Source organism: Wansuia hejianensis (assembly GCF_014337215.1).
Taxonomy (GTDB): Bacteria; Bacillota; Clostridia; order Lachnospirales; family Lachnospiraceae; genus Scatomonas; species Scatomonas hejianensis.
This window is the reverse complement of sequence record NZ_CP060635.1, coordinates 3,318,096-3,339,404: the sequence shown is the minus strand read 5'-3', so window position 1 is coordinate 3,339,404 and position 21,309 is coordinate 3,318,096. Positions and strand designations below refer to the sequence as shown.

The 21,309-nt window shown below is 48.7% G+C and carries 19 protein-coding genes and 1 riboswitch; of the genes, 8 read left to right on the top strand and 11 right to left on the bottom strand.

What is annotated here, in order from left to right; all coding sequences use genetic code 11:
- Positions 1-25: 25 nt before the first annotated feature.
- Complete coding sequence (locus H9Q79_RS15310; protein WP_118647144.1) at positions 26-460, bottom strand: Hsp20/alpha crystallin family protein; 435 nt, start codon at positions 458-460, stop codon at positions 26-28.
- 212 nt (positions 461-672) lie between these two features.
- Positions 673-1,089 carry a hypothetical protein gene (locus H9Q79_RS15305; protein WP_118647145.1) on the bottom strand — a complete coding sequence of 139 codons (417 nt, stop codon included), beginning with the start codon at positions 1,087-1,089 and terminating at the stop codon, positions 673-675.
- Between the two features lie 15 nt (positions 1,090-1,104).
- On the opposite strand from H9Q79_RS15305, the gene H9Q79_RS15300 reads away from it, so the two are divergent.
- Positions 1,105-2,610 carry a response regulator gene (locus tag H9Q79_RS15300; RefSeq protein WP_330596829.1) on the top strand — a complete coding sequence of 502 codons (1,506 nt, stop codon included), beginning with the start codon at positions 1,105-1,107 and terminating at the stop codon, positions 2,608-2,610.
- Positions 2,611-2,621: 11 nt separating this feature from the next.
- Here H9Q79_RS15300 and H9Q79_RS15295 read toward each other — a convergent pair whose 3' ends face one another.
- Complete coding sequence (locus tag H9Q79_RS15295; protein WP_118647149.1) at positions 2,622-3,020, bottom strand: SDR family oxidoreductase; 399 nt, start codon at positions 3,018-3,020, stop codon at positions 2,622-2,624.
- 362 nt (positions 3,021-3,382) lie between these two features.
- Between H9Q79_RS15295 and H9Q79_RS15290 the strand changes: the two genes are divergently transcribed.
- The 3 genes from H9Q79_RS15290 (at position 3,383) to H9Q79_RS15275 (ending at position 5,860) form a co-directional block, all read left to right on the top strand.
- On the top strand, positions 3,383-4,591 hold the full coding sequence (locus tag H9Q79_RS15290; RefSeq protein WP_118648870.1) for an IS110 family RNA-guided transposase: 1,209 nt from the start codon (positions 3,383-3,385) through the stop codon (positions 4,589-4,591).
- 430 nt (positions 4,592-5,021) lie between these two features.
- Positions 5,022-5,234, top strand: a complete 213-nt coding sequence (locus tag H9Q79_RS15280) for a hypothetical protein (protein ID WP_249328681.1) — start codon at positions 5,022-5,024, stop codon at positions 5,232-5,234.
- Positions 5,231-5,860, top strand: coding sequence for an EAL domain-containing protein (locus H9Q79_RS15275; RefSeq protein ID WP_249328680.1), 630 nt, complete (start codon positions 5,231-5,233; stop codon positions 5,858-5,860). The genes H9Q79_RS15280 and H9Q79_RS15275 overlap by 4 nt, the downstream gene beginning before the upstream one ends.
- A gap of 30 nt (positions 5,861-5,890) precedes the next feature.
- On the opposite strand, the gene H9Q79_RS15270 is transcribed toward H9Q79_RS15275, so the two are convergent.
- The 4 genes from H9Q79_RS15270 to H9Q79_RS15255 form a co-directional block, all read right to left on the bottom strand.
- Positions 5,891-6,454, bottom strand: a complete 564-nt coding sequence (locus H9Q79_RS15270) for a biotin transporter BioY (RefSeq protein WP_249328679.1) — start codon at positions 6,452-6,454, stop codon at positions 5,891-5,893.
- Positions 6,447-7,445 (bottom strand): biotin synthase BioB, encoded by a 999-nt coding sequence (gene bioB, locus H9Q79_RS15265; protein ID WP_249328678.1) that lies wholly within the window; start codon positions 7,443-7,445, stop codon positions 6,447-6,449. The genes H9Q79_RS15270 and bioB overlap by 8 nt, the downstream gene beginning before the upstream one ends.
- Positions 7,446-7,722: 277 nt before the next feature.
- Positions 7,723-9,054, bottom strand: coding sequence for a C40 family peptidase (locus H9Q79_RS15260; protein WP_118648830.1), 1,332 nt, complete (start codon positions 9,052-9,054; stop codon positions 7,723-7,725).
- Between the two features lie 218 nt (positions 9,055-9,272).
- Positions 9,273-10,361 carry a BMP family lipoprotein gene (locus tag H9Q79_RS15255; protein ID WP_118648828.1) on the bottom strand — a complete coding sequence of 363 codons (1,089 nt, stop codon included), beginning with the start codon at positions 10,359-10,361 and terminating at the stop codon, positions 9,273-9,275.
- 208 nt (positions 10,362-10,569) lie between these two features.
- Positions 10,570-10,654: riboswitch (ZMP/ZTP riboswitch) on the top strand.
- A gap of 135 nt (positions 10,655-10,789) precedes the next feature.
- Between H9Q79_RS15255 and H9Q79_RS15250 the strand changes: the two genes are divergently transcribed.
- The 4 genes from H9Q79_RS15250 to H9Q79_RS15235 all read left to right on the top strand — a co-directional run bounded on the left by H9Q79_RS15250 (position 10,790) and on the right by H9Q79_RS15235 (position 16,596).
- Complete coding sequence (locus tag H9Q79_RS15250) at positions 10,790-12,478, top strand: formate--tetrahydrofolate ligase (RefSeq protein ID WP_249328677.1); 1,689 nt, start codon at positions 10,790-10,792, stop codon at positions 12,476-12,478.
- A gap of 91 nt (positions 12,479-12,569) precedes the next feature.
- The gene (locus H9Q79_RS15245; protein ID WP_249328676.1) at positions 12,570-13,496 is read left to right on the top strand and encodes a DMT family transporter; all 927 of its coding nucleotides are present in this window, start codon (positions 12,570-12,572) and stop codon (positions 13,494-13,496) included.
- 170 nt (positions 13,497-13,666) lie between these two features.
- Positions 13,667-14,854 (top strand): acetyl-CoA C-acetyltransferase, encoded by a 1,188-nt coding sequence (locus H9Q79_RS15240; protein ID WP_249328675.1) that lies wholly within the window; start codon positions 13,667-13,669, stop codon positions 14,852-14,854.
- A gap of 716 nt (positions 14,855-15,570) precedes the next feature.
- Entirely contained in the window at positions 15,571-16,596 is a 1,026-nt protein-coding gene (locus H9Q79_RS15235) for a uroporphyrinogen decarboxylase family protein (protein WP_249328674.1), read from the top strand.
- A gap of 138 nt (positions 16,597-16,734) precedes the next feature.
- Here H9Q79_RS15235 and nrdD read toward each other — a convergent pair whose 3' ends face one another.
- From nrdD to H9Q79_RS15215, 4 genes are all read right to left on the bottom strand, one after another.
- Positions 16,735-18,870: an anaerobic ribonucleoside-triphosphate reductase gene (nrdD, locus tag H9Q79_RS15230; protein WP_118648325.1), complete on the bottom strand. Its 2,136-nt coding sequence runs from the start codon at positions 18,868-18,870 to the stop codon at positions 16,735-16,737.
- Positions 18,871-19,022: 152 nt separating this feature from the next.
- Positions 19,023-19,403, bottom strand: coding sequence for a hypothetical protein (locus H9Q79_RS15225; RefSeq protein WP_118648323.1), 381 nt, complete (start codon positions 19,401-19,403; stop codon positions 19,023-19,025).
- Positions 19,400-20,236 (bottom strand): diaminopimelate epimerase, encoded by an 837-nt coding sequence (gene dapF / locus H9Q79_RS15220; protein ID WP_118648321.1) that lies wholly within the window; start codon positions 20,234-20,236, stop codon positions 19,400-19,402. The genes H9Q79_RS15225 and dapF overlap by 4 nt, the downstream gene beginning before the upstream one ends.
- A gap of 26 nt (positions 20,237-20,262) precedes the next feature.
- The gene (locus H9Q79_RS15215; RefSeq protein ID WP_118648319.1) at positions 20,263-21,033 is read right to left on the bottom strand and encodes an NYN domain-containing protein; all 771 of its coding nucleotides are present in this window, start codon (positions 21,031-21,033) and stop codon (positions 20,263-20,265) included.
- Positions 21,034-21,309: the final 276 nt, after the last annotated feature.

Sequence of the window (21,309 nt, the reverse complement as noted above, 5' to 3'; positions counted from 1 at the left end):
CGGGGAATATTGACGGCCTTACCTGTCATCCTTCGATTGTCACATAGCGTTTCTTCTCTTCCTCCGGACTTTTCTTCGGAATATCCAGCGTCAGGATGCCGTTTTTATATTTCGCATGGATGTCACCTTCGGTAACATTCCCACCCACATAAAAGCTCCTGCTCATATTGCCTTCATAGCGTTCCTTCCGGATGAATTTACCTTTTTTATCCTTTTCATCTCTGTCAAGCCCTTTGGCTGCGCTGATTGTCAGATATCCATTCTTCAGCTCCACCTTCATCTCGTCCTTCCGGAAGCCGGGAAGGTCAACGGCTACTTCATAGCTGTCATCCTTTTCCTTGATATCAGTTTTCATCATGTGGCCGCTGCGTTTTCCATATAAGGCTTTCTCCACATCCGGCATTCTGAAATCCATCCACGGGGTAAACAGTTCATCTTTAAAAATACTGGGCATCATCATACGTCATCTCTCCTTCTATACTAAAGCGCATCCGGTATCACCGGAATGTTGTACCATTGTTACGGAACTCCAAAGCTTCAGCAATCATTGCCTTGCTTTTTGTTCTACATGTAATATAACACTTATTATCAGCACTGTCAAGCGTCGAGTGCTAATTTTTTATAATTTTTTTGCATACCCTGTATCATCAAGGGGTTGCAAATGTTTAACCACTACTCCTGCAATTCTTTTCTGATCTTTTCTATATCTGACTGTACAAACTTCAACAGCTTTAAAAATCCCTGGCAAAACATCTTTGCCTCCCGCACGTCAAGGGCAGTCTCCATCATCTCAATCATGTGGACAATAGTTTCGTCTGTATCCTGTGTCCGGTTCAGCAAAAGCGGATAGACTAGATACATTGGTTCCAGCAGATTGCCGTATATCTCACGTACCACATCCGATGGATAAACGACAGGCATATATTCCGCAAATGTAATTGCCATTTCTATAAGGCAGCGGTCCTTTTTACTGAGCAGAAAACTTTTTAAATCCTTCAGCTGACGGTCGGTCAGAAGGGGAAGGATGCGCTGGTCAATGCGCAGAATGCCAACGCTGCCAAACAGAATTTTCTCTCCCGAATGAGCCATGAGATACGCACTCCCATGAACGCGATTATCGGTATGACGACCATCGCATGCGCTTACATAGAAGACCGGCAGCGGGTGGAAAACTGCCTTGAGAAAATCGGCTACTCTTCTAAGCATCTGATGACCCTAATCAATGATGTGCTGGACATGTCCAAAATCGACGAAGGGAAGATGCGAATTGCCTGCGAGCCTTTTAACCTGGAGAGCGTTGCGGAATCCATTACCTCTATCTTTTACGCGCAGGCCGCAGATAAAGGCATTAATTTTACCATGCCCCTGATAGACATTGACGATACGCTTCTGGTCGGTGACGCCCTGCGTCTGAACCAGATTTTAATTAATCTTCTTTCTAACGCGCTCAAATTTACCCCTGCCGGCGGTACGGTACGCCTGGAGATCCGGCAGATTCAGAAGAAAAACGGGCGGGTACGCCTGCGTTTCACAGTCAGCGACACCGGTATTGGCATGAGTGAGGAATTCATGAACAGGATATTCCTGCCCTTTGAACAAGAAAGCGCCTCCTCAAGCCAGCAATACGGCGGCACAGGCCTTGGGCTGTCCATCACCAAAAACCTGGTCACGCTCATGGGCGGCACTCTGTCGGTAAAAAGCGAGCAAAAAAAGGGAACCACCTTCACTGCGGAACTGGATTTTGATGTGGACAATACAGGTGAACAACCTTCTGCACAAGATCATCAGGCGCTGGAAACCCTGAAGGTTCTCGTGGCGGATGACGACCGCGACTGCTGCATCCATACCTCGCTGCTGCTCCATAAGCTGGGGATTCTGTCGCAGTGGGTTTTGACCGGAATTGAATGTGTGGATGAGGTCTTGACAGCTCACAAAACCGGAGAAGATTACGATGTCTGCCTGATTGACTGGAAGATGCCGGATATGGACGGCATCGAGGTTACCCGGCGGGTCCGTGAATTCGTAGGCCCTGATACCACCATTATTATCATTACAGCTTATGACTGGGCTCCTATCGAACAGAGCGCACGGGCGGCCGGCGTCAATGCTTTCCTGACCAAACCCATCTTTGCCTCAACCCTTTATAATACCCTTCTCTCCGTGACCGGCATTGAAAGGGTATTAAAGGTTCCCGACAAGCCAAAGCTACATCATTCCCTGGACGGACGCGGCGTTTTGCTGGCAGAAGACAACGAACTCAATCGGGAAATTGCAGTAGAAATTTTGAAAATGGCGGGTATGGAAATTGATTGTGTGGAAAATGGACTGGAAGCTCTGGAACGGTTCCTCCAGGACGGAGACGCTTACGATTTAATACTGATGGATGTGCAAATGCCGGTTATGGGCGGCTATCAGGCTGTGAGGGCAATACGCCAGTCAGCTCATCCCCGTGCAAAATCCATTCCGATTGTTGCCATGACAGCCGACGCTTTTCATGAAGATATTGTAAAAGCCAATGAAGCAGGGATGAACGGGCATCTGTCAAAACCGATTGATTCAAACCTACTTTATCAAATGATTGAGACTGTCATTGCTGCGCCGCAAGAATGACAGTCCCTCACCTAATTGTCTCTGTAGACCTGATAAAAGGCATGATATGTCTTTTTCATTCCGGCGTTCAGCGGCGTATACACAATCCCCAGCTCACACATGGATTTTTCGCTGTTATACAGCTCGGTTTCCTGCTCCTGCACAGCAAACGGCAGCGGGATTCCCTGCTCCTGCGCCTGCTCCCAGGTCATGCGGCGTATTTCCACATGGGTACCGGCAGCGGCAGTCAGGGCATCTGCCAGCAGAGGATAATCGACTTGCTGCGGATTGCAGAGATTATAAGACTGGTTGAACGCTGCAGGATTGCTAATGCTCACTGCAATGGCCTGTGCCACATCCCTGACATAGACAAATTGAAAGCGCCCCTTCGCATTCTCAATGCGCGGCAGGAAACCTTTCTGAACCATCATACGGATAAACGCGCCCCAGAAAATAGCTGCCTCCAATAACGAGCACCTTTGGTTTTGTTTTGATTACCATCTCTTTTCCTTTCTACTACAATATATTTATGGGTAATATCCCTTACAGCCAGTAAGGAATTATCCATCTTGTTGCTTAAGCTGTATAATGATGGAGCAATCGGTATGTCGGCTTCCTTTCTTGGACTTCGCGTCCGTAAATTAGACTGATAACCAGCTCCTCATTCGCAGCGTTCGTTTTATGCAGGTTGAATCGTCATAGGCGCATTCGTGTCACACCACAGTAGATTGAATAGGCAATGAGTAAAACTGGTTTTAACCATTGCAATAATTCTTAAGGAGTGACAAATTTTATGAACGCAGTAGGTATCGATGTTTCTAAAGGAAAAAGCATGGTGGCAATCATGCGCCCATTCGGCGAAATTGTCTCTGCACCTTTTGAAATCAAACACACAGCCAGTGATATCAATTCACTTGTAGAACTCATCCACTCTGTTGAAGGCGAATCTCGAATCGTAATAGAGCATACAGGACATTATTACGAAGTCCTTGCCCATCAGCTTTCCGAGGCAAATCTTTTCGTCAGTGCCATTAACCCAAAGCTTATCAAGGATTTTGATAATGATTCCCTTCGCAAAGTCAAATCTGACAAAGCTGACTCCGTTAAGATTGCCCGATATGCACTTGACAAGTGGCAAAATCTCAAACAGTATAGTGTTATGGATGAATTACGAAATCAGCTTAAAACTATGAACCGTCAGTTTTGCTTTTACATGAAACATAAGACGGCTATGAAGAATAACCTCATTGGAATCCTTGACCAAACCTATCCTGGTGTGAATGCTTACTTTGACAGTCCTGCACGCAGTGACGGCAGCCAGAAATGGGTCGATTTTGCATCTACATACTGGCATGTGGACTGTGTCCGTAAAATGTCTCAAAATGCCTTTATCTGCCATTATCAAAACTGGTGCAAACGTAAGAAGTACAACTTCAGCCAGTCAAAGGCTGAAGAAATCTATGGAAAAGCAAAGGAACTTGTTCCTGTACTTCCAAAGGATGACATTACAAAGCTTATCATCAGGCAGGCTGTTGACCAGCTTAACAGTGCCTCTGCAACCGTTGAGTCGCTGCGTACCTTAATGAATGAAACCGCATCGAAACTCCCCGAATATCCTATCGTTATGGCTATGAAAGGGGTTGGACCTTCACTTGGTCCTCAGCTCATGGCTGAGATTGGCGATGTTTCCCGGTTTACTCATAAAGGCGCTATTACTGCATTTGCCGGTGTAGATCCCGGCGTGAATGAGTCCGGCACTTATGAACAAAAAAGTGTTCCAACTTCAAAGCGTGGTTCTTCTGACCTCAGGAAAACCTTATTTCAAGTAATGGACGTTTTAATTAAAACAAGACCACAGGCTGACCCTGTATATCAGTTCTTGGACAAAAAACGTGCTCAAGGTAAACCTTACTATGTCTACATGACAGCGGGTGCCAATAAGTTTCTAAGAATCTACTATGGTCGAGTGAAAGAATATCTTTCATCTCTTCCAGAATCCTAAATATCCACTACTATTTTCAGGCCAGCACTGGTGTGGTGGTCTTATTTTGATACCTAATTTTGAACCTGTATAAAATTTTCAATGTTCTTTCAATTTAGCCTTGACTTTTTATTTGCAGGCTAATTTTAATGCACGCATTACATTCTTTACAATGCATATTCCCAAGTGGTAGAATTCACAGAGGCTGTTCATAGAAGGAATCTTTTCCCCATACTGCAGGCGCCCCGTTAATGTCTGTTCCTTTAAGCTTTCATATAGATAATTAAATAAAGTCTGTTTTTCTTTAATAACGTAACTTCCAAACAATATACTATTGTCATTATTATACTGCCACCCCATGAAAAAGCAAGAACCTATATGCATACGTACACAGATCATCAGTTGCATCCTATTGCTGATATGATTTTTATAATCAATAAGGGAGATTATCATGAAAAAGGCTAAGCCAGCCTGGAAGAATTACTGGAATTCTTATAATGACTATACCGATATAGAATATAACCTCGCCTTCCACCAGGGAATCTATCTGGTTGACGATCCCGCGCTGGACGTAACGATTGCCCAGGACAGGGTCCGTACAGCCTGCAGACAGCAGAACGCCGACTCACTCTGCTCCGGTGGATACATCCCCAAAGAGAAGTGATATTCCCGTCGGATTTTATCCCTCTGTTTGAGCAGAACGGTAACATCTGCCTTCTGGATATCTATGTCTTTGAAAAAGTGTGTATCTATCTGAATCAATGCATTCAGGAGAAAAAAGAGCTGATTCCGATTTCCGTGAATCTCTCCCGGGTACATTTCAAGAACCTGAACTTTCTCAGAGACTTTTCAGTATTAAAAGAAAAATACGATATCCCCGATGGCCTGATAGAAATAGAGCTTACAGAATCTATATTTTTTGACACTCCTCAGCGGGAGCTGGTCAAGAATTCCATAACAGAGATGCACAGATGTGGCTTTGGATGCTCACTCGACGGCTTCGGGGTCGGCTATTCCGCCCTGGCGCTGCTGAAGGATTTCGATGTGGATACAATCAAGCTGGACCGTCAGTTTTTCAGTGATATCACCAATGCCAAGGCTCAGAAAATCATTTCCGGATTTATCCGGCTGGCCGAAAATCTGGGTATTCATGTGGTGGCAGAGGGTATTGAGACCCAATTGCAGATTGATATACTCCATAATGCCAACTGTGAAATGGTTCAGGGTTATTATTTCTCAAAGCCCCTGCCCATACCAGATTTTGAGAAATGGAGAGAGAGCGGTTTCTGACAACAGATACCGCTCTCTCCATTTATACTCTCAATTTCCTGATACCTTTTTCAGCCGTCTCCTGATCTGCGGCCCGAATGCCATGGCCAGCAGCATTTTAATCAGATCTCCGGGAATGAAGGGTATTACCCCCGCAAACAGTGATGCACGGAGATCCAGACCAGACTGGCGGGTAAGCCACAGTGTCCCGAAACCATAGCAGACAACTGTTCCCAGAAACATGCCCCCCAGGCAAATCATCCGGTTACTCCTGTGTCTGTCAATCAGATATCCGGCTATAACAGCCATGGGAATAAAACCAATCAGATAACCTCCAGTGGGGCCGAACAGTTTTTCCGGACCGCTGGTAAAACCTGAAAACACAGGAATTCCGATCAGCCCGATCAACAGATAGATCACATAGCTCACAGTCCCCTGCACCATTCCCAACAGATACAGGGCGAAATAAATCGCCAGATTCGTCAGGGAAATCGGCACCGGCCCAATCGGTACTGAAAATGGAGCCAATACACAGATGACCGCCGCCATCATTCCCATCAACGTAATTTGCTTAACAGATAACCTCCGCCCTCGTTTCACCGTTGTTTCACTCATTCTGCATCCTAACCTCCTGTCCGGGCTTCGCCGGCCTTCCTCCGGCCCTGAATCCCATTTCTGCGAGCATCTTCATGTCCTGTGCGGTATTCGTACCGGTAGTAGTCAGCATATCGCCTGTGATCGCCGCATTCACTCCAGACCGGAACAGCCTTCGCCCTCCATCCCTGAAATATGCCCGGCCGGCTGCTATTCGTATGTAAGCGGCTGGGTTCAGATACCGGAACATCGCCACAGTCCGTATAATCTCATCCTCTTCCAACGGAACCTGGCTGCCCAGCGGCGTCCCCTTAATCGGCATCAGAACATTAATGGGAATGGAAGAGACCCCCTGCCCCGCCAGAGCAGCTGCCATATCCACACGGTCCTGCCATAACTCACCCAAGCCTATAATTCCCCCGGAGCACACCTCCAGCCCCGCCTCACGGGCCATCTGAATCACCCGCAGCTTATCCCTGTAAGAATGTGTCGTACAGATACTGGGGAAATTCCGTTCCGAAGTCTCGATATTCGCATGATATCTCTCCACCCCGGCACCCTTCAGCCGTCTGAGAGCCTCCGCTCCCAACAACCCATGAGAGGCGCAGAGCCGTATCTTGCATTCCCTGCGCAGCCGTTTATATATCCTCACCAGACGTTCCAGCTCCTCCCCTTCCACGGATCTCCCGGCCGTCACAATGGAATATGCCTGGACCCCCGCCGCCTCCCGGGCCTTACAGTCACGCAGAATCGTCTCCTCATCCAGCATCTCGTATTTCTCACAGCCTGTTTGATGAAACGCCGACTGGGCGCAAAACCTGCAGTCCTCGCTGCACCGGCCGGATCTGCCATTGATAATGGTACACAAATCCACATTTCTTCCACAAAGGGATTCCCTTATTCTGTCCGCACCTTCCGCCAACTCCCCCAACTTAGCATATTCAAATACAGAAAGATCATCCTGCTGTGAAAGCCTTCTTCCTCTTATAATTTCCTCTGCCAGTTTTTTCATAATATCTCCTTTAGAAGCATCCTGATGCCATTATAGTTACTAGCCTATAGATTGTCAACCATATTTATAAATATAGGTGACAATCTATTGTATTTTGTTCGGCAGAGTCAGCCAAAACGAAGCGGAATCCTTTCGATCCAAGTACAAAGAGTCCGGCAAGCCGGACTCTCGCGCCGGAGCGCGGTCGCCCCAGCGGCCATAGGACACATTTTCCTATGATATAAAAAATGGCCTTACACTATTTGCATAGTGCAAGGCCTGTCCTGTTACTCTTCTGTTATACGATCCGTCTCACAGCAAGAATGGGTCTGTATGCTGCATTGTAGCTGACTTTAATTCCAGATTTCTCATCACTTGCGTGTACAATCGCGCCGCCGCCCATGTAAATCGCCACATGTCCGTCGTAGCAGATGATGTCTCCCGGCTGTGCTTCCGCATAGGATACTCCATATCCGTCGCTGCGAAGAGCTGCCGACTGTCTGGATACACTGTACCCGAAATGCGCATATACCAGATGAACAAATCCTGAACAGTCAGTTCCGTTCGTAAGGCTGTTGCCGCCCCAGACATATGGATTACCTACAAATTGCAGAGCATAGTCTACAATAGCTTGTCCCGTCGCGCTTCCTGTATTGGAGGAAGATCCGCCGCTGCTTCCGCCGTTATCCGGAACATATGTATCATCATTACTGCTTCCACCACCATTGCTTCCGCCGCCGTCATTACTGCTGCCGCCGTTGCTTCCGCCGCCATTATTGCTCGGCGTGGTGTTATTCGACTGATTATTCTGGTTATTCTGCTGAGCAGCCTGCTGTCTCGCTGCTTCTTCTGCCTCCGCCTGCTGTCTCGCTGCTTCCTCTGCCGCCTTACGCTGGCGTTCCTGTTCCTCAATCAGCTTCTGGATCTCAGCATTCTGTTGCTCAATCAACTGCTGATATTCTGCCGCCTTCGCATTGGCATCTGCCAGCTGCGCATCGTAATCTGCGGAAGTTGCTCTCTTTTCCTCCAGCATCTGCTCCAGATATGCCTGCTGGCCTTCCTGCTCAGATTTCATGGTCTCAAGCTCTGATTTCTCACCTTCCAGCTGAGACTGGAGATCGCTGACCTGAGTGACCACCGCTGCATAGTTCTCCAGGCAATTCCTGTCGTATTCATACATCTTCTGCGTATATTCCGCCTGATTCAGCAACTCTGTGATATCTTTCTCTTCCAGAAGGATTGTCGCCCATCCGGCATTCCCGCCCTTCTCGTACAGATACTGAATTCTCTTCTTCATTGCTTCGTATTGTTCTTGTTTGTCCGCTTCTGCTTCTTCCAGATCCGCTGCAGTCTGCTCCAGCTGAACTTCCTTATCACTGATCTGATCAGTCAGAGAATTAATAGAAGCGATCGTTGTGATCAGCTGCCCGTCCAGGCTGTCGATTTCACCGGTTATCTGTTCTTTCTGATCTTCCAGATCATTGATAGAATCCTCAATCTGACTCAGCTGTCCTTCGGTCTGCTGCTGCTGCTGCTGGACTTCTTCTATGGTATCTGCACTAACGGTAAGCATCTGTGCACTGCCAAGCATTATGGCCAATCCCAGTACAAGAACTTTCTTCTTCTTCATGAATCATTCTCCTAAATCATTTGTCTCATTTATGCTATCATCTGTAATAATTATGAAATACTTTTTTCAATCTTTCTACATATTAACATAATTCGCACTTTGATGCAAGTGTTAATTGTTATTTAATTGTAAACAAATCATGAACCCTAAAACCTGCCCATTCTACAAGGAAAAACAGCATTCGACAACATCTGATTTTCTTCTCTTTCCTCAGCTTGCTAACTTTCTATATTGACTGTACTGTGATTTATTTCAAATTTGTTAAGATTTTGCGTTACATCCTGTTTTGATACCTTAATTTCACCGCTGGCCAGCTTCTGTATTACCGTGTTATACTGTTCCTTAGTAAACGCCGAAAAACCGGAACCGGCTATCCTAAGCCCTACGCCGCCATAGGAAGCGTCCAGGACTGTCTTCTCACCGCCCGGAAGCTTTCCCTCTTCCAGCAGCTTCAGCGAATGGTAGGCCGCCTGCCGGTAATCCATTCCTGCAGACGTTAAAACACTGGCGGACTGAGGGCTTTCATCCATTCTGGTATCAATCACCTTGCCGCCATATGCTTCTGCGCTCTCCCGGGCCAGCAGCTCCGGTCCGCTGTCACAGGCGTAAACCACCTGGCAGCCCTGCTGATACCACTCTTTCACAGTCTGCATCAGAGAAGGGCTGATGGAATTGCCATCCAAAAAACGAAAACGTACCGTTACCTGCTCTGGGGAGAGCCCCATCTCTTCCGCTGCCTGGTCAATCCCCTGGAGATATCCAGACCCATATCTGATATTTTCTTCACTCTTCACGCCTCCCAGAAAGCCTAGGCTTACGTATCCTTCCTTTACCGCCGCATAACCGGCCAGAAAGCCTGCCTGCTCTTTAGCCAGCATCACGCTGGAGGTGTTCCCTCTTATTTTCTCAGGCCCGTCTTCTTCTCTTGGAGTCCCGTTCAGCAGTATAAAGCGCACGTCCCTTTCCATCCGCTGCATGTCATAAACAGCATGTTCAAAAGCCTCACCCGTACACACAATTACATTAGCTCCGTCAGTAACTGCATCCGCCATGGTCTTCTCATAAGACGCCAGATCCTTTCCACCCGGGACGTAAGCTTCTGCGGAGTCTGAGGATTCTCCAGCAAACTGCTCCACCCCCTGCCAGACTGCCTGATAGATTCCTGTCTCTTCAACGCCGGCGCCATCTGTAATCACCGCAATCTTCCATTCCTCCTGACCGCCGCCACAGCCTCCCAACACCAGGCTCAGAACACAGGCAGCTGCAATCAGGCATTTCGTGTTTCTTCCTATTCTATAATTCATCATCTATTTTCCTTTGATGGGCAACCGCTGACTGCCGCCCGTTATTCTCCCCACTGCCATCACTTAACAGTATAGCGGCTTATTCTGATTCTGAAAAGCCTTCTTCCGTTATTTTTTTAAATTCTTGTCCGCCGCCCGCAAACTCTCTTTTTTATAAAAATCTGATTGCATTTTTTATTATCTGGTGCTATACTTAATTCATCAATTAAATAGGGTGTTCTGTGTACTGACGGATATGTGGATGAGAACCACAGGGAATCAGAACCCGCGTTTAGCCGACCGTCTGGGCAGCATTTGTATTAGCACAAATGCTGCCCTTTTTGTATAACTGTTGTCGTGTTTTTCCGCTCACTGCAACCAGCAAACAGACGTAGGCAGAAGCGCCTGGAACCCCGGCCCCTGCTGTGGACAGCAGAAAGGAGATTGAAATTATGACTTACAAATCAGACATTGAAATCGCGCAGGAATGCACGATGGAGCCGATCGTCAAGATCGCGGAAAAGGCAGGTATCGATGAGAAATACCTGGAACAGTACGGAAGGTACAAAGCAAAAATTGATTACAACTTATTAAAAGAATCAGACGCTCCGGACGGCAAGCTGGTTCTCGTCACCGCCATCAACCCCACGCCCGCAGGCGAGGGCAAGACCACTACAACGGTCGGCCTGGCAGACGCCCTTCAGCGGATCGGGAAACATGTGGTGGTGGCTCTCAGAGAGCCCTCCCTCGGACCGGTCTTTGGCGTAAAGGGCGGCGCTGCCGGCGGCGGCTATGCCCAGGTAGTCCCCATGGAGGACATCAACCTGCATTTTACCGGTGATTTCCACGCCATCGGTGCTGCCAACAACCTGCTGGCGGCCATGATCGACAACCATATCTTCCAGGGCAACGAGCTGAACATCGATCCCCGGAAGATCACCTGGAGAAGATGCGTGGACATGAACGACCGCCAGCTCCGGAATGTGATTGACGGGCTGGGCGGCCGCACCAACGGGACTCCCAGGGAAGACGGCTATGATATCACCGTTGCGTCTGAGATCATGGCGGTACTCTGCCTGGCCAACGACATCACGGACCTGAAGGCGAGGCTGGCGCGTCTGGTGATCGGTTACACCTACGGCAAGCCCTCCGAGCAGCAGCCGGTTACGGCAGGAGACCTGCATGCGGAAGGAGCGATGTGCGCCCTTCTGAAGGACGCCCTGAAGCCGAACCTGGTGCAGACCCTGGAGCATGTTCCGGCAGTGGTGCACGGCGGCCCCTTCGCCAACATCGCCCACGGCTGCAATTCTGTCACGGCGACCAGGATGGCGATGAAGCTGGGGGATTACTGCATCACAGAGGCCGGCTTCGGCGCGGATCTGGGCGCGGAGAAGTTCCTGGACATCAAGTGCCGGATGGCGGGCCTGAAGCCCAATGCGGTGGTGATCGTGGCAACTGTCCGCGCGCTGAAATACAACGGAGGCGTGGCAAAGGCAGACCTGAACAATGAGAACCTGGAAGCGCTGGAGAAGGGCCTCCCGAACCTGCTGAAGCACGTGAGCAACATCCGGAACGTGTACCATCTGCCCTGCGTGGTGGCGGTCAATGCATTTCCGACGGATACGAAGGCAGAGCTGGACCTGGTGGAGAGCAAGTGCCGGGAGCTGGGCGTGAACGTAGCGCTGTCGGAGGTATGGGCCAAGGGAAGCGAAGGCGGCGTGAAGCTGGCGGAAGAAGTCGTGCGCCTGTGTGACGAGGACAATTCCGGCTTCAGCTTCTCCTATGGACTGGAGGGGAGCATCGAAGACAAGCTGAACCAGATTGTACAGAAGGTATACGGAGGGAAGTGCGCGGTGCTGACAGCCAACGCGAAGAAGCAGGCGGCCCAGCTGGAAGCCCTGGGCTACGGCAGCTGCCCGATCTGTGTGGCCAAAACCCAGTACAGCCTGACAGACGACGAGAAGAAGCTGGGAGCGCCCACAGACTTCGAGGTGACGGTGCGGAACCTGAAGATATCAGCGGGAGCAGGGTTCATTGTAGCGTTGACAGGAGATATCATGACCATGCCGGGGCTGCCTAAGAGGCCGGCTGCCGAGCGGATCGACGTGGATGAGAACGGGAAGATTTCAGGCCTGTTCTAGTTGTCTTTTAATAAAAAAACGTTTATAATCCATGGGAGACAATGCAGCCCCGCTGCCTTGTCTCCATTTTCATCTGAGGGGGATATTCGTCATGAAAGAAAAAATCTTAACGAAAGCACCTGTTGTCTGTCTGCTGACCTTCATCTGCTGTTTTCTCTGGGGAAGTGCATTTCCCTGTATAAAGATCGGATACCGGCTTTTCCAGATCTCATCCGGGGACACAGCCAGTCAGATTCTCTTTGCCGGCATCCGTTTCACCCTGGCCGGAATCCTGACCCTGCTCATCGGAAGCATCGCATCCAGAAAAATCCTGCGTCCCGGAAAGGATTCCCTGAAGCCTATCGCAGTACTTTCCATGGTTCAGACAGTCATCCAGTATTTCTTCTTTTATATCGGCCTGGCTCATACCACCGGCGTGAAATCTTCTATTATAGAGGCCTCCAGCTCCTTCTTCGCCATTCTGATTGCCAGCCTCATCTTCCGGTATGAGACTCTGACTGTCCGTAAGGTACTCGGCTGTCTCATCGGCTTCGCCGGAGTTGTCGTCATCAACCTGGCCGGAGGCTCTATGGATCTCAATCTGAGCCTGAACGGAGAAGGCTTCATATTGCTCTCCACCATCTCCTACGCTTTTTCATCCGCACTGATTAAGAAATACTCCCAACACGAAAATCCTGTCGTGTTAAGCGGCTGCCAGTTCCTGCTGGGCGGACTCATCCTGTCCCTGTGCGGAGCCTTCATGGGAGGCAGGCTGACAGCATTCACCCCGGCTTCTGTCCTGCTGCTGATCTATATGGCGCTCATTTCCGCTGTCGCATACAGCCTGTGGGGAATTCTCCTGAAACATAATCCAGTCAGCCGGATTTCCATATTCGGCTTCATGAATCCAGTCATCGGAGTTCTCCTGTCCGCCGTACTGCTAAACGAAAAGAACCAGGCATTCAGCATTTATGGACTTATATCGCTGGTGCTGGTATGCGTTGGAATCTATATTGTAAACCGCCAAAAAAAATTATAGGTTTTTGGCGAGGAGTGTGGATAACCGACCAATTGGAAGCAAATCTGAAATTCCCTTGTTTTTATATTAACAATCTGGTATGATAATTTATAGACAAAGTTACCGCGGAACTCTGAGGTATTTCGTCTTCTGACAATATGTAAATACACAAATTAAAGGAGGAATTTTACATGGCTAAAAAGATTGTTTTGGCAGGAGCCTGCCGGACTGCTATCGGTGTTATGGGCGGAGCGCTGAGCACGACTCCGGCGCCGGAGCTTGGGACTATCGTTATCAAAGAGGCTTTGAAGAGAGCGGGTCTGTCGCCGGAACAGGTGGATATGGTGTATATGGGCTGCGTGATTCAGGCGGGGACCGGACAGAATCCCGCGCGGCAGGCGGCTGTCAACGCCGGAATTCCAGTGGAATCACCGGCCATTACAATCAATGTACTGTGCGGCTCTGGACTGGACTGTGTGAATACGGCTGCAAGAATGATCCGCGAGGGCGAAGCAGACATCATAGTGGCAGGCGGTGTGGAGAATATGTCCATGGCTCCCTATGCTCTGAAAAACGCCAGATTTGGTTACCGTATGGGCAATAACCAGATTTATGACACTATGATCACCGATGCCCTGACCGACGCTTTCCACGGATACCACATGGGAATTACCGCTGAGAACGTGGCTGAACAATGGCACCTGACCCGCGGGCAGCTGGATGCGTTCGCCGCTTCCAGCCAGCAGAAAGCATGCGCCGCCATAGCTTCCGGCAGGTTTAAAGATGAGATTGTCCCCGTAGAGATTAAGAAGAAAAAGGAAACCGTTCTTTTTGATACCGACGAAGGCCCCCGCCAAGGCGTAACGGCTGAGGGCCTGGCAAAACTAAGACCGGCCTTTAAGAAGGACGGCGGGCTTGTGACCGCCGGCAATGCTTCTTCTATCAATGACGGTGCTGCCGCCGTAGTGGTTATGAGCGAAGAAAAAGCCCTGGCGCTCGGCGTGAAACCTATGGCGACCTGGGTAGACGGGACTCTGGGCGGCGTTGACCCCTCCATCATGGGAGTCGGACCTATCGTTTCCACTAAAAAGCTCTTCGCCAGAACCGGCCTGACGATTAAAGACATGGATCTGGTAGAAGCTAACGAAGCATTTGCCGCACAGTCTCTGGCCGTTGCCCACGATCTGGAATTCGATATGGAGAAGGTCAACGTGAACGGCGGCGCTATCGCATTGGGGCACCCGGTAGGAGCCTCCGGCTGCCGGATTCTGGTAACCCTGCTCTATGAAATGGAAAAGCGCGACGCCAAGACCGGCCTGGCTACGCTCTGCGTAGGCGGCGGAATGGGCTGCTCTGCAATCGTGAAACGCGAATCATAATACCGGAATAATATGAATCACATCGAATAAATGAGGCTGCCGCAAAAGCATTTTGCGGCAGCTCTTTTTTCCTGTAAGAACATGAAATTTTACTGTTTTTTTCCCATTGTAGGGTATCAAGAATTCTATAAACCTTCCAATCGGTTCTCTCGCAAATCCTGGATCTACTGCTACTCCAGATCACTTCAGCCTCCGGTATTCCCGACAGCGCCTGGCCCCTCAGGGAACGAGAAGTCGCTTCTGGGCATTCGCCAGCTAAAGTCCGGTCAGAAAGAACTGCCTTCCACCCATTTCGCGGTATCCATCCGGCCAGCTACTGTTTTGCTGCGGCGCTTTCCTTCTATTTCGCGTTTCGTGCCGATTTTATCACTGGCAGGACGCTTGATAAAATCGATCCCGTGGAAGCCCTTAAAAGTATTGAGCAAATCATTAGACACTACACATTGTAGTGTCTATCTTTCTTTTATCAGCCATTTTCATGATTTTATAAAATATGATTGACTGTCCTCTTTAACGATGTTATTCTAATTTACAGAAAGATACCTATAGAAAAACGCCATATTTCAAGGGTTATACAGAGTTTCATCTCTGTTTATTAATTGTGCCTGTGTAATGTTTTTCTTTTTTTTTTACCATTTTTCATCAATACTTGCAATGATATTTCTCTACACATTGTATATAATTTTATTAATTTATAAATCAAGGAGGCAAAAACTATGAACATGTATAATTGGATGGAACGCGTGATCTATGGACCTAAAAAACCGTTTCCTCTTCTTTCCTATCCCTGCGTACAGTATCTCTACGTCACTGTCAAGGAGCTGGTATGCAGCAGCGCTCACCAGGCTATCGGCATGAAGATGATTGCCGACCACTATGATATGCTCGCTTCAACCGCTTATATGGATCTTTCAGTAGAGGCTGAGGCATTCGGGGCTTTTACTGTCTACGGCGTAGACGAAATCCCTACGATCATCGGCAAGCTGATCGGAAACGAAGAAGAAGCTGACGCACTGGAAATCCCCCCCGTCGGCGCAGGAAGAACCGGAACAAACATTGACGCCATCCGTAAATCCCTGATGCTTATCAACGACCGCCCCGTATTCGCAGGCTGTATTGGGCCTTTTTCACTGGCCGGACGGCTTCTGAACGTCAACGATATCATGATCGATTGTTATGAAGAGCCGGAAATGGTACATAAAGTCCTTGAGAAAGCAACGACCTTCATCATCAACTACCTGCAGGAATTAAAAAAGGCAGGGGCCCATGGCGCCATCATGGCCGAACCTCTGGCGGGAATCCTCTCCCCAGATCTGATGAGCGAATTCTCCAGTTCCTATGTAAGAAGAATCGTAGAAACCATACAGGACAAACATTTTCTTCTGATCTACCATAACTGCGGCAGCGCCATCAACCACCAGGTAACACAGCTCATGGAAACCGGCTGCAAGGCTTTCCATTTCGGAGAGTCTGCCGATATGACTATGATGCTGGAAAAGCTTCCGAAAGATTATCTGATCCTCGGAAATATCAGCCCCTCAAATGGCTTTAACAATAACACCCCTGAGGGAATCAACCTGATGACCCGGAGACTTCTGGAACAATGCGGCCACCATAAGAACTTTGTTATATCTTCAGGATGCGACATACCGCCTAATACAGATTTGGATACCATAAGTTCTTTCTTTGATACGGTAGAATCTCACTACTATATGCAGCATTTGTGGGATATGGTAGGATAATTCAGCTTAAATGGGGCCCCGGTGCAACCGGGACCCCATTTAATTTGTCTCTGTTTCTTATTTATATATCATTCATCCGCAGACAGTTCTCAGCACGGGCCAAAATCAATTCTGCCTTCTGTCCTTCCATACTGTTACTTACATCGATTTCCTGTCGGCAATCTCCGCCATTTTTGCACTGTTGAGGCGGGTGTCACCGTGAACGCGGCTGTAGGACAGATATCCGTTCATCCGGTCAATCTTCGTCAGATTGCTGGAACCGCAGACAGGGCAAACATCCATTTCCAATTCCTGATGGCCGCAGTCGTCGCAATAGGCCAGGGAAAGATTAACCCCCTCATAAAAGCCTTTTGCCATGGCGCGGCGGATCAGCGTACGGATAGCGCTTTTATTGTAGCTGACCGGATAACGGACATACTGGATTTTCCCTCCGTTCAACAGCTCCCAGAATCTTCCCTCCTTATCCTGCTTTTCGATTGGAGTAATATCCTCCGTCACATGGCAGTGGAAGGAGTTACTCACATACGGCCTGTCAGATACATTATGGACGATTCCGTACATTTTACGGAACTGTTCAATCTGAAGGCCACACAGAGATTCCGCCGGAGTCCCGTAGATTGCATACAGGATACCATCCTCTTTCTTATATTCCGCGATTTTCTGATTGATATACCTCATAACCTCCAGTGCAAATTCACCGTCTTCCGCAATGGATTTGCCATTATAGAGCTCCTGCAGCTCATTCAGCGCCGTTATTCCGAAGGACGCTGTCATGGGCTTCAGAAGGGGACGTATTTTATCTGATGGCTTCAGATGGCCTCCATAAAATCCGCCTTCGCAATAAGCCAGCGGGTTCGTAGACGCCTTCATCTCTCCCAGATAATCATAAGTCCTTCTGTGCAAGTCGCGGATCATCTCAAGATAAAAATCCAAAACTTCATAAAAATCCCTGTTCTCCGCCTTCGCCTTGGCCAAGATCATCGGAAGGTGCAGAGAGACTGCCCCTATGTTAAACCTGCCCACAAAGACCGGCCGATCCTCTTCATCTGCCGGTTCCATGCCGCCACGCTCATACCAGGGGCTCAGGAACGCCCTGCAGCCCATGGGGCTGATGACGCGGCCGTACTTTTGGTACATGCTGGAAATATATCCCTCTCCGCTCATGGACAGCCAGTCCGGATACATGGTTTTTGCAGAGCAATCCACACCCGCTTCAAAGACATCTTCACAGGAAGCGCCCGGACCATGAATCGCCTCATCATATAAAAATACAATCTTTGGAAAAAGCACCGGCTTGCGGAAGCCTTTCTTACCCTGTCCCTCTTTATGTACTTCCAGAAGAGAAATAGAAATCATTTTTTCAAAAAGCCCTGTTCCCAGCCCCATTGTTACCGTTACAAACGGATAATCCCCCCGGGAAGAGCCAACGGTGTTGAGCTTATACTCTATTCCCTGCCAGCCCTGGTCACATTCTCTCTTGACCTTATCCATGGCGTATTCCACAGCCCGCTCTTCTCTTCCGTTCCAGCTTTCATCAGAATATTTCAGGAATTCGGCCACGTATTTATCATAGCTTTTCTGAGCATAGGGAGCCAGGATTTTATCAACCTCCGGCACTGTAAAACCGCCATACTGCTGGGCGGCCGTGCTCAATATGATGTCTCCCATCACGTCAAATGCCGTATCCAGCGTCTTTGGCTCGTTATACCAGACATTTCCCATCTCAAACCCGTCCTTCAGCACGCTGGCCACGTCGAACAGGCAGCAGTTCATGGTATCCAGACGGGCCGACTGGTCATGAATATAGATATAACCGTCTTTACACGCCTGCAGCTCGTTCCGGTTCATAAAGAACTTGCGGTAGAGTTCTTTATTCAATTCATTGAAGATCAGGCTCCGTTTCGTCGCAACCAGGGCGCTGTCTGTGTTGGCATTGCTCTTGTCTCCGATATAGCGGATGGACTGGCTCTTTGTGTAGACTTCATCCATCATATGAATAAAATCCACCTTATAATTCCGGTAATCCCGGTAGCTTTTCGCGACAGCCGGGTTTACGCGGTCCAGGGCGCCTTCCACAATACAATGCATATCTTCAATGGGTATCTCCTCTTTATGAAGAGATTCAGCCTGCTCTTTGGCAAACTGACAGATAAAATCCTGTTCGGCCGCTGTAAAAGCATAGAGAATTCTTTTAGCCGATTTGTTGACAGCCCTGACAATCTTAGCGGCGTCAAAGGGTTCTTTTGTCCCATCTTTCTTAATAACGTAGATCATAACCTCTCCTTTTTAACTCCATCTGCGCCCGCGATTCAGCAGAGCACAGCTGCATTTTCCAATATGTGGTGTATTTATGTTCGTTTTATCCTCTGCAGACACAACATATTGTATCATCCTTCACCCTAAAAGGAAAGCTTTTTTTCAGCCTGTCAGCCAAAAATCATTTCAAACAGAAGCGGCCCCAGAGTAAACAGTAAAATAAAAATAAATATAATAACGCCCACCCAGCCGTTCCTCGCCGCCTGCTGTTGGCGGCTCCCTACACCGCCCCGGAACGGGGCGCCGTCAGGCCTGCCCTGTCCGTTATTCTGCGGCGCGTACGTCTGTACAGGCGGTCTCTGCTGCCCATAGCCCATCTGCTGGCGCGCGTATTCCTGCTTATCCCCGGCGGACATGTGGTCTACGTGGTCACGCCTATTTTCATTCAGATGATAAAAATTACGGTTTTCCTGATAGGGCATTCCGCATTTCTCACACCGCCCCTCTACGATATTCCCATCGCAGACACAACATTTCTTTATCACACTCATAAGTTGATTTCTCCATCAAATACCACAGCGGCAGGGCCGGTCATAAATACCAGGTTCTTCTCACGATCCCATTCCACCTGTAATGTCCCTCCCAGCAGCTTTACCGTCACCTGGTTTCCCTTCACCACACCGTTCAGCACAGCCGCAACGGCAACCGCACAGGCGCCCGTTCCGCAGGCCAGCGTTTCACCGGACCCACGTTCCCACACCCGCATCTGAACTGTCCTGTCATCCAGCACCTTGACAAATTCCGTGTTAATCCTGTCCGGAAATCCGGAATAGTGTTCAAACAACGGGCCTATTTTCTCAAGCTCCAGGCAGTCCGTCTCTTCCACAAAAACTACCGCATGGGGATTGCCCATGGATACCGCTGTATACCGGTATTCCTCCCCTCCGATCTCAACAGGCCGGCCGATCACCTGCTCTGCCTCAGATAGCACAGGTATTCTGGAAGCTGTCAGCTCAGGCGCCCCCATATTGACTCTCACTTGTTCCACCCGGCCGTCTTTTACCATCAGATCCAGATATTTTACGCCGCTTTTGGTATCTACGCTTATGCTCGTTTGATCCGTAAGGCCGTAATCATATACATACTTCGCCACGCAGCGGATGCCGTTACCGCACATAGCTCCCGATGAACCATCCGCATTGTACATATCCATCTCAAAATCCGCCTTCTCCGAAGGTTTGATCAGGATCAGTCCGTCAGCTCCTATGCCGAAATGGCGGTCGCTGATCCTCCTGGAAACCTCTTCCGGGTGTTCCACCGTCTCCTGGAAACAATTCACATAGACGTAATCATTCCCACATCCATGCATTTTCGTAAATTTCATATCCCGCCCTCCTGTCTGCTCAATGATTATCTGCTGACCTTCTCGCGCCTGGTCTCCCTGACGCGGAAATAAATCTGCTTCTGGCTGTTCCCATCCGATATTTTATTAATCTCATAATCCCCCAGCGATTTGATAAATGGAGTCAGCTTTGAATACCCGAAATTCCTCACATCAAAATCCGGCAGCCGTTTCGACAGCTGGTCCCCCAGTTTCCCAGAAAAAATCCATCCGTCGTCATCTGAAAACTTCTCTATGATCGAATTGATCGTGATTTTAATCTTCTCCTGGTCCTTCTGCGGCTTGGTCTTTTCTTTCACTTCCTTCGGCTTGGCTAACGGCTCCGACGCCTCCTCCTGACGCTTTTCAAACAACAGGTCCAGATATTTAAACTGATTACAGGCGGAAATAAAAGGCTGGGGAGTCTTGCTCTCTCCCATGCCGATCACCTGCATTCCAGATTCCCTGAGCCTTGCCGCCAGACGTGTGAAATCACTGTCCGACGATGCAATGCAGAAGCCGTCCACAGTGCCAGAATACAGTATATCCATGGCATCTATAATCATCGCTGAATCAGTGGCGTTCTTGCCTGTCGTATAGCTGTATTGCTGCATGGGAATGATGGAATTATCCAACAGTACATTTTTCCATGACGACAGCTGGGGGCTGGTCCAGTCCCCATATATTCTCTTGTATGTCGCCACTCCGTTGTTTGCTGTCTCCTCTAATATAATTTTAATATATTTGTCGGAAATATTATCCGCATCAATTAATACTGCAAATTTCAGTTCATTTTCCATGATCTACCCCTTTTCTACTACAATATATTTATGGTTAATATCCCTTACAGCCAGTAAGGAATTATCCATCTTGTTGCTTAAGCTGTTAGAATGAGTGGTGCAATAGGTCTGGCTTCCCCCTTTCTAGGACTTTACGTCCGTAGATAAGTCAGCCAACCAGCCCCTCATCCGCAGCATTCGTTTTACGCAGGTTGAACCCTAAGACGTTCGTGTGAAACACCCAGTAGATTGAATAGGCAATGAGAAAACTGGCATTGGCCATTGCTATTACATTAT

Excerpts from the sequence above, each read along its gene's own strand:
- H9Q79_RS15310 (WP_118647144.1), bottom strand. The coding sequence starts at position 460 with ATGATGATGCCCAGTATTTTTAAAGATGAACTGTTTACCCCGTGGATG.
- H9Q79_RS15305 (WP_118647145.1), bottom strand. The coding sequence starts at position 1,089 with ATGGCTCATTCGGGAGAGAAAATTCTGTTTGGCAGCGTTGGCATTCTG.
- H9Q79_RS15300 (WP_330596829.1), top strand. The coding sequence starts at position 1,105 with ATGAACGCGATTATCGGTATGACGACCATCGCATGCGCTTACATAGAA.
- H9Q79_RS15295 (WP_118647149.1), bottom strand. The coding sequence starts at position 3,020 with ATGATGGTTCAGAAAGGTTTCCTGCCGCGCATTGAGAATGCGAAGGGG.
- H9Q79_RS15290 (WP_118648870.1), top strand. The coding sequence starts at position 3,383 with ATGAACGCAGTAGGTATCGATGTTTCTAAAGGAAAAAGCATGGTGGCA.
- H9Q79_RS15280 (WP_249328681.1), top strand. The coding sequence starts at position 5,022 with ATGAAAAAGGCTAAGCCAGCCTGGAAGAATTACTGGAATTCTTATAAT.
- H9Q79_RS15270 (WP_249328679.1), bottom strand. The coding sequence starts at position 6,454 with ATGAGTGAAACAACGGTGAAACGAGGGCGGAGGTTATCTGTTAAGCAA.
- bioB (WP_249328678.1), bottom strand. The coding sequence starts at position 7,445 with ATGAAAAAACTGGCAGAGGAAATTATAAGAGGAAGAAGGCTTTCACAG.
- H9Q79_RS15260 (WP_118648830.1), bottom strand. The coding sequence starts at position 9,054 with ATGAAGAAGAAGAAAGTTCTTGTACTGGGATTGGCCATAATGCTTGGC.
- H9Q79_RS15255 (WP_118648828.1), bottom strand. The coding sequence starts at position 10,361 with ATGATGAATTATAGAATAGGAAGAAACACGAAATGCCTGATTGCAGCT.
- H9Q79_RS15250 (WP_249328677.1), top strand. The coding sequence starts at position 10,790 with ATGACTTACAAATCAGACATTGAAATCGCGCAGGAATGCACGATGGAG.
- H9Q79_RS15245 (WP_249328676.1), top strand. The coding sequence starts at position 12,570 with ATGAAAGAAAAAATCTTAACGAAAGCACCTGTTGTCTGTCTGCTGACC.
- H9Q79_RS15240 (WP_249328675.1), top strand. The coding sequence starts at position 13,667 with ATGGCTAAAAAGATTGTTTTGGCAGGAGCCTGCCGGACTGCTATCGGT.
- H9Q79_RS15235 (WP_249328674.1), top strand. The coding sequence starts at position 15,571 with ATGAACATGTATAATTGGATGGAACGCGTGATCTATGGACCTAAAAAA.
- nrdD (WP_118648325.1), bottom strand. The coding sequence starts at position 18,870 with ATGATCTACGTTATTAAGAAAGATGGGACAAAAGAACCCTTTGACGCC.
- H9Q79_RS15225 (WP_118648323.1), bottom strand. The coding sequence starts at position 19,403 with ATGAGTGTGATAAAGAAATGTTGTGTCTGCGATGGGAATATCGTAGAG.
- dapF (WP_118648321.1), bottom strand. The coding sequence starts at position 20,236 with ATGAAATTTACGAAAATGCATGGATGTGGGAATGATTACGTCTATGTG.
- H9Q79_RS15215 (WP_118648319.1), bottom strand. The coding sequence starts at position 21,033 with ATGGAAAATGAACTGAAATTTGCAGTATTAATTGATGCGGATAATATT.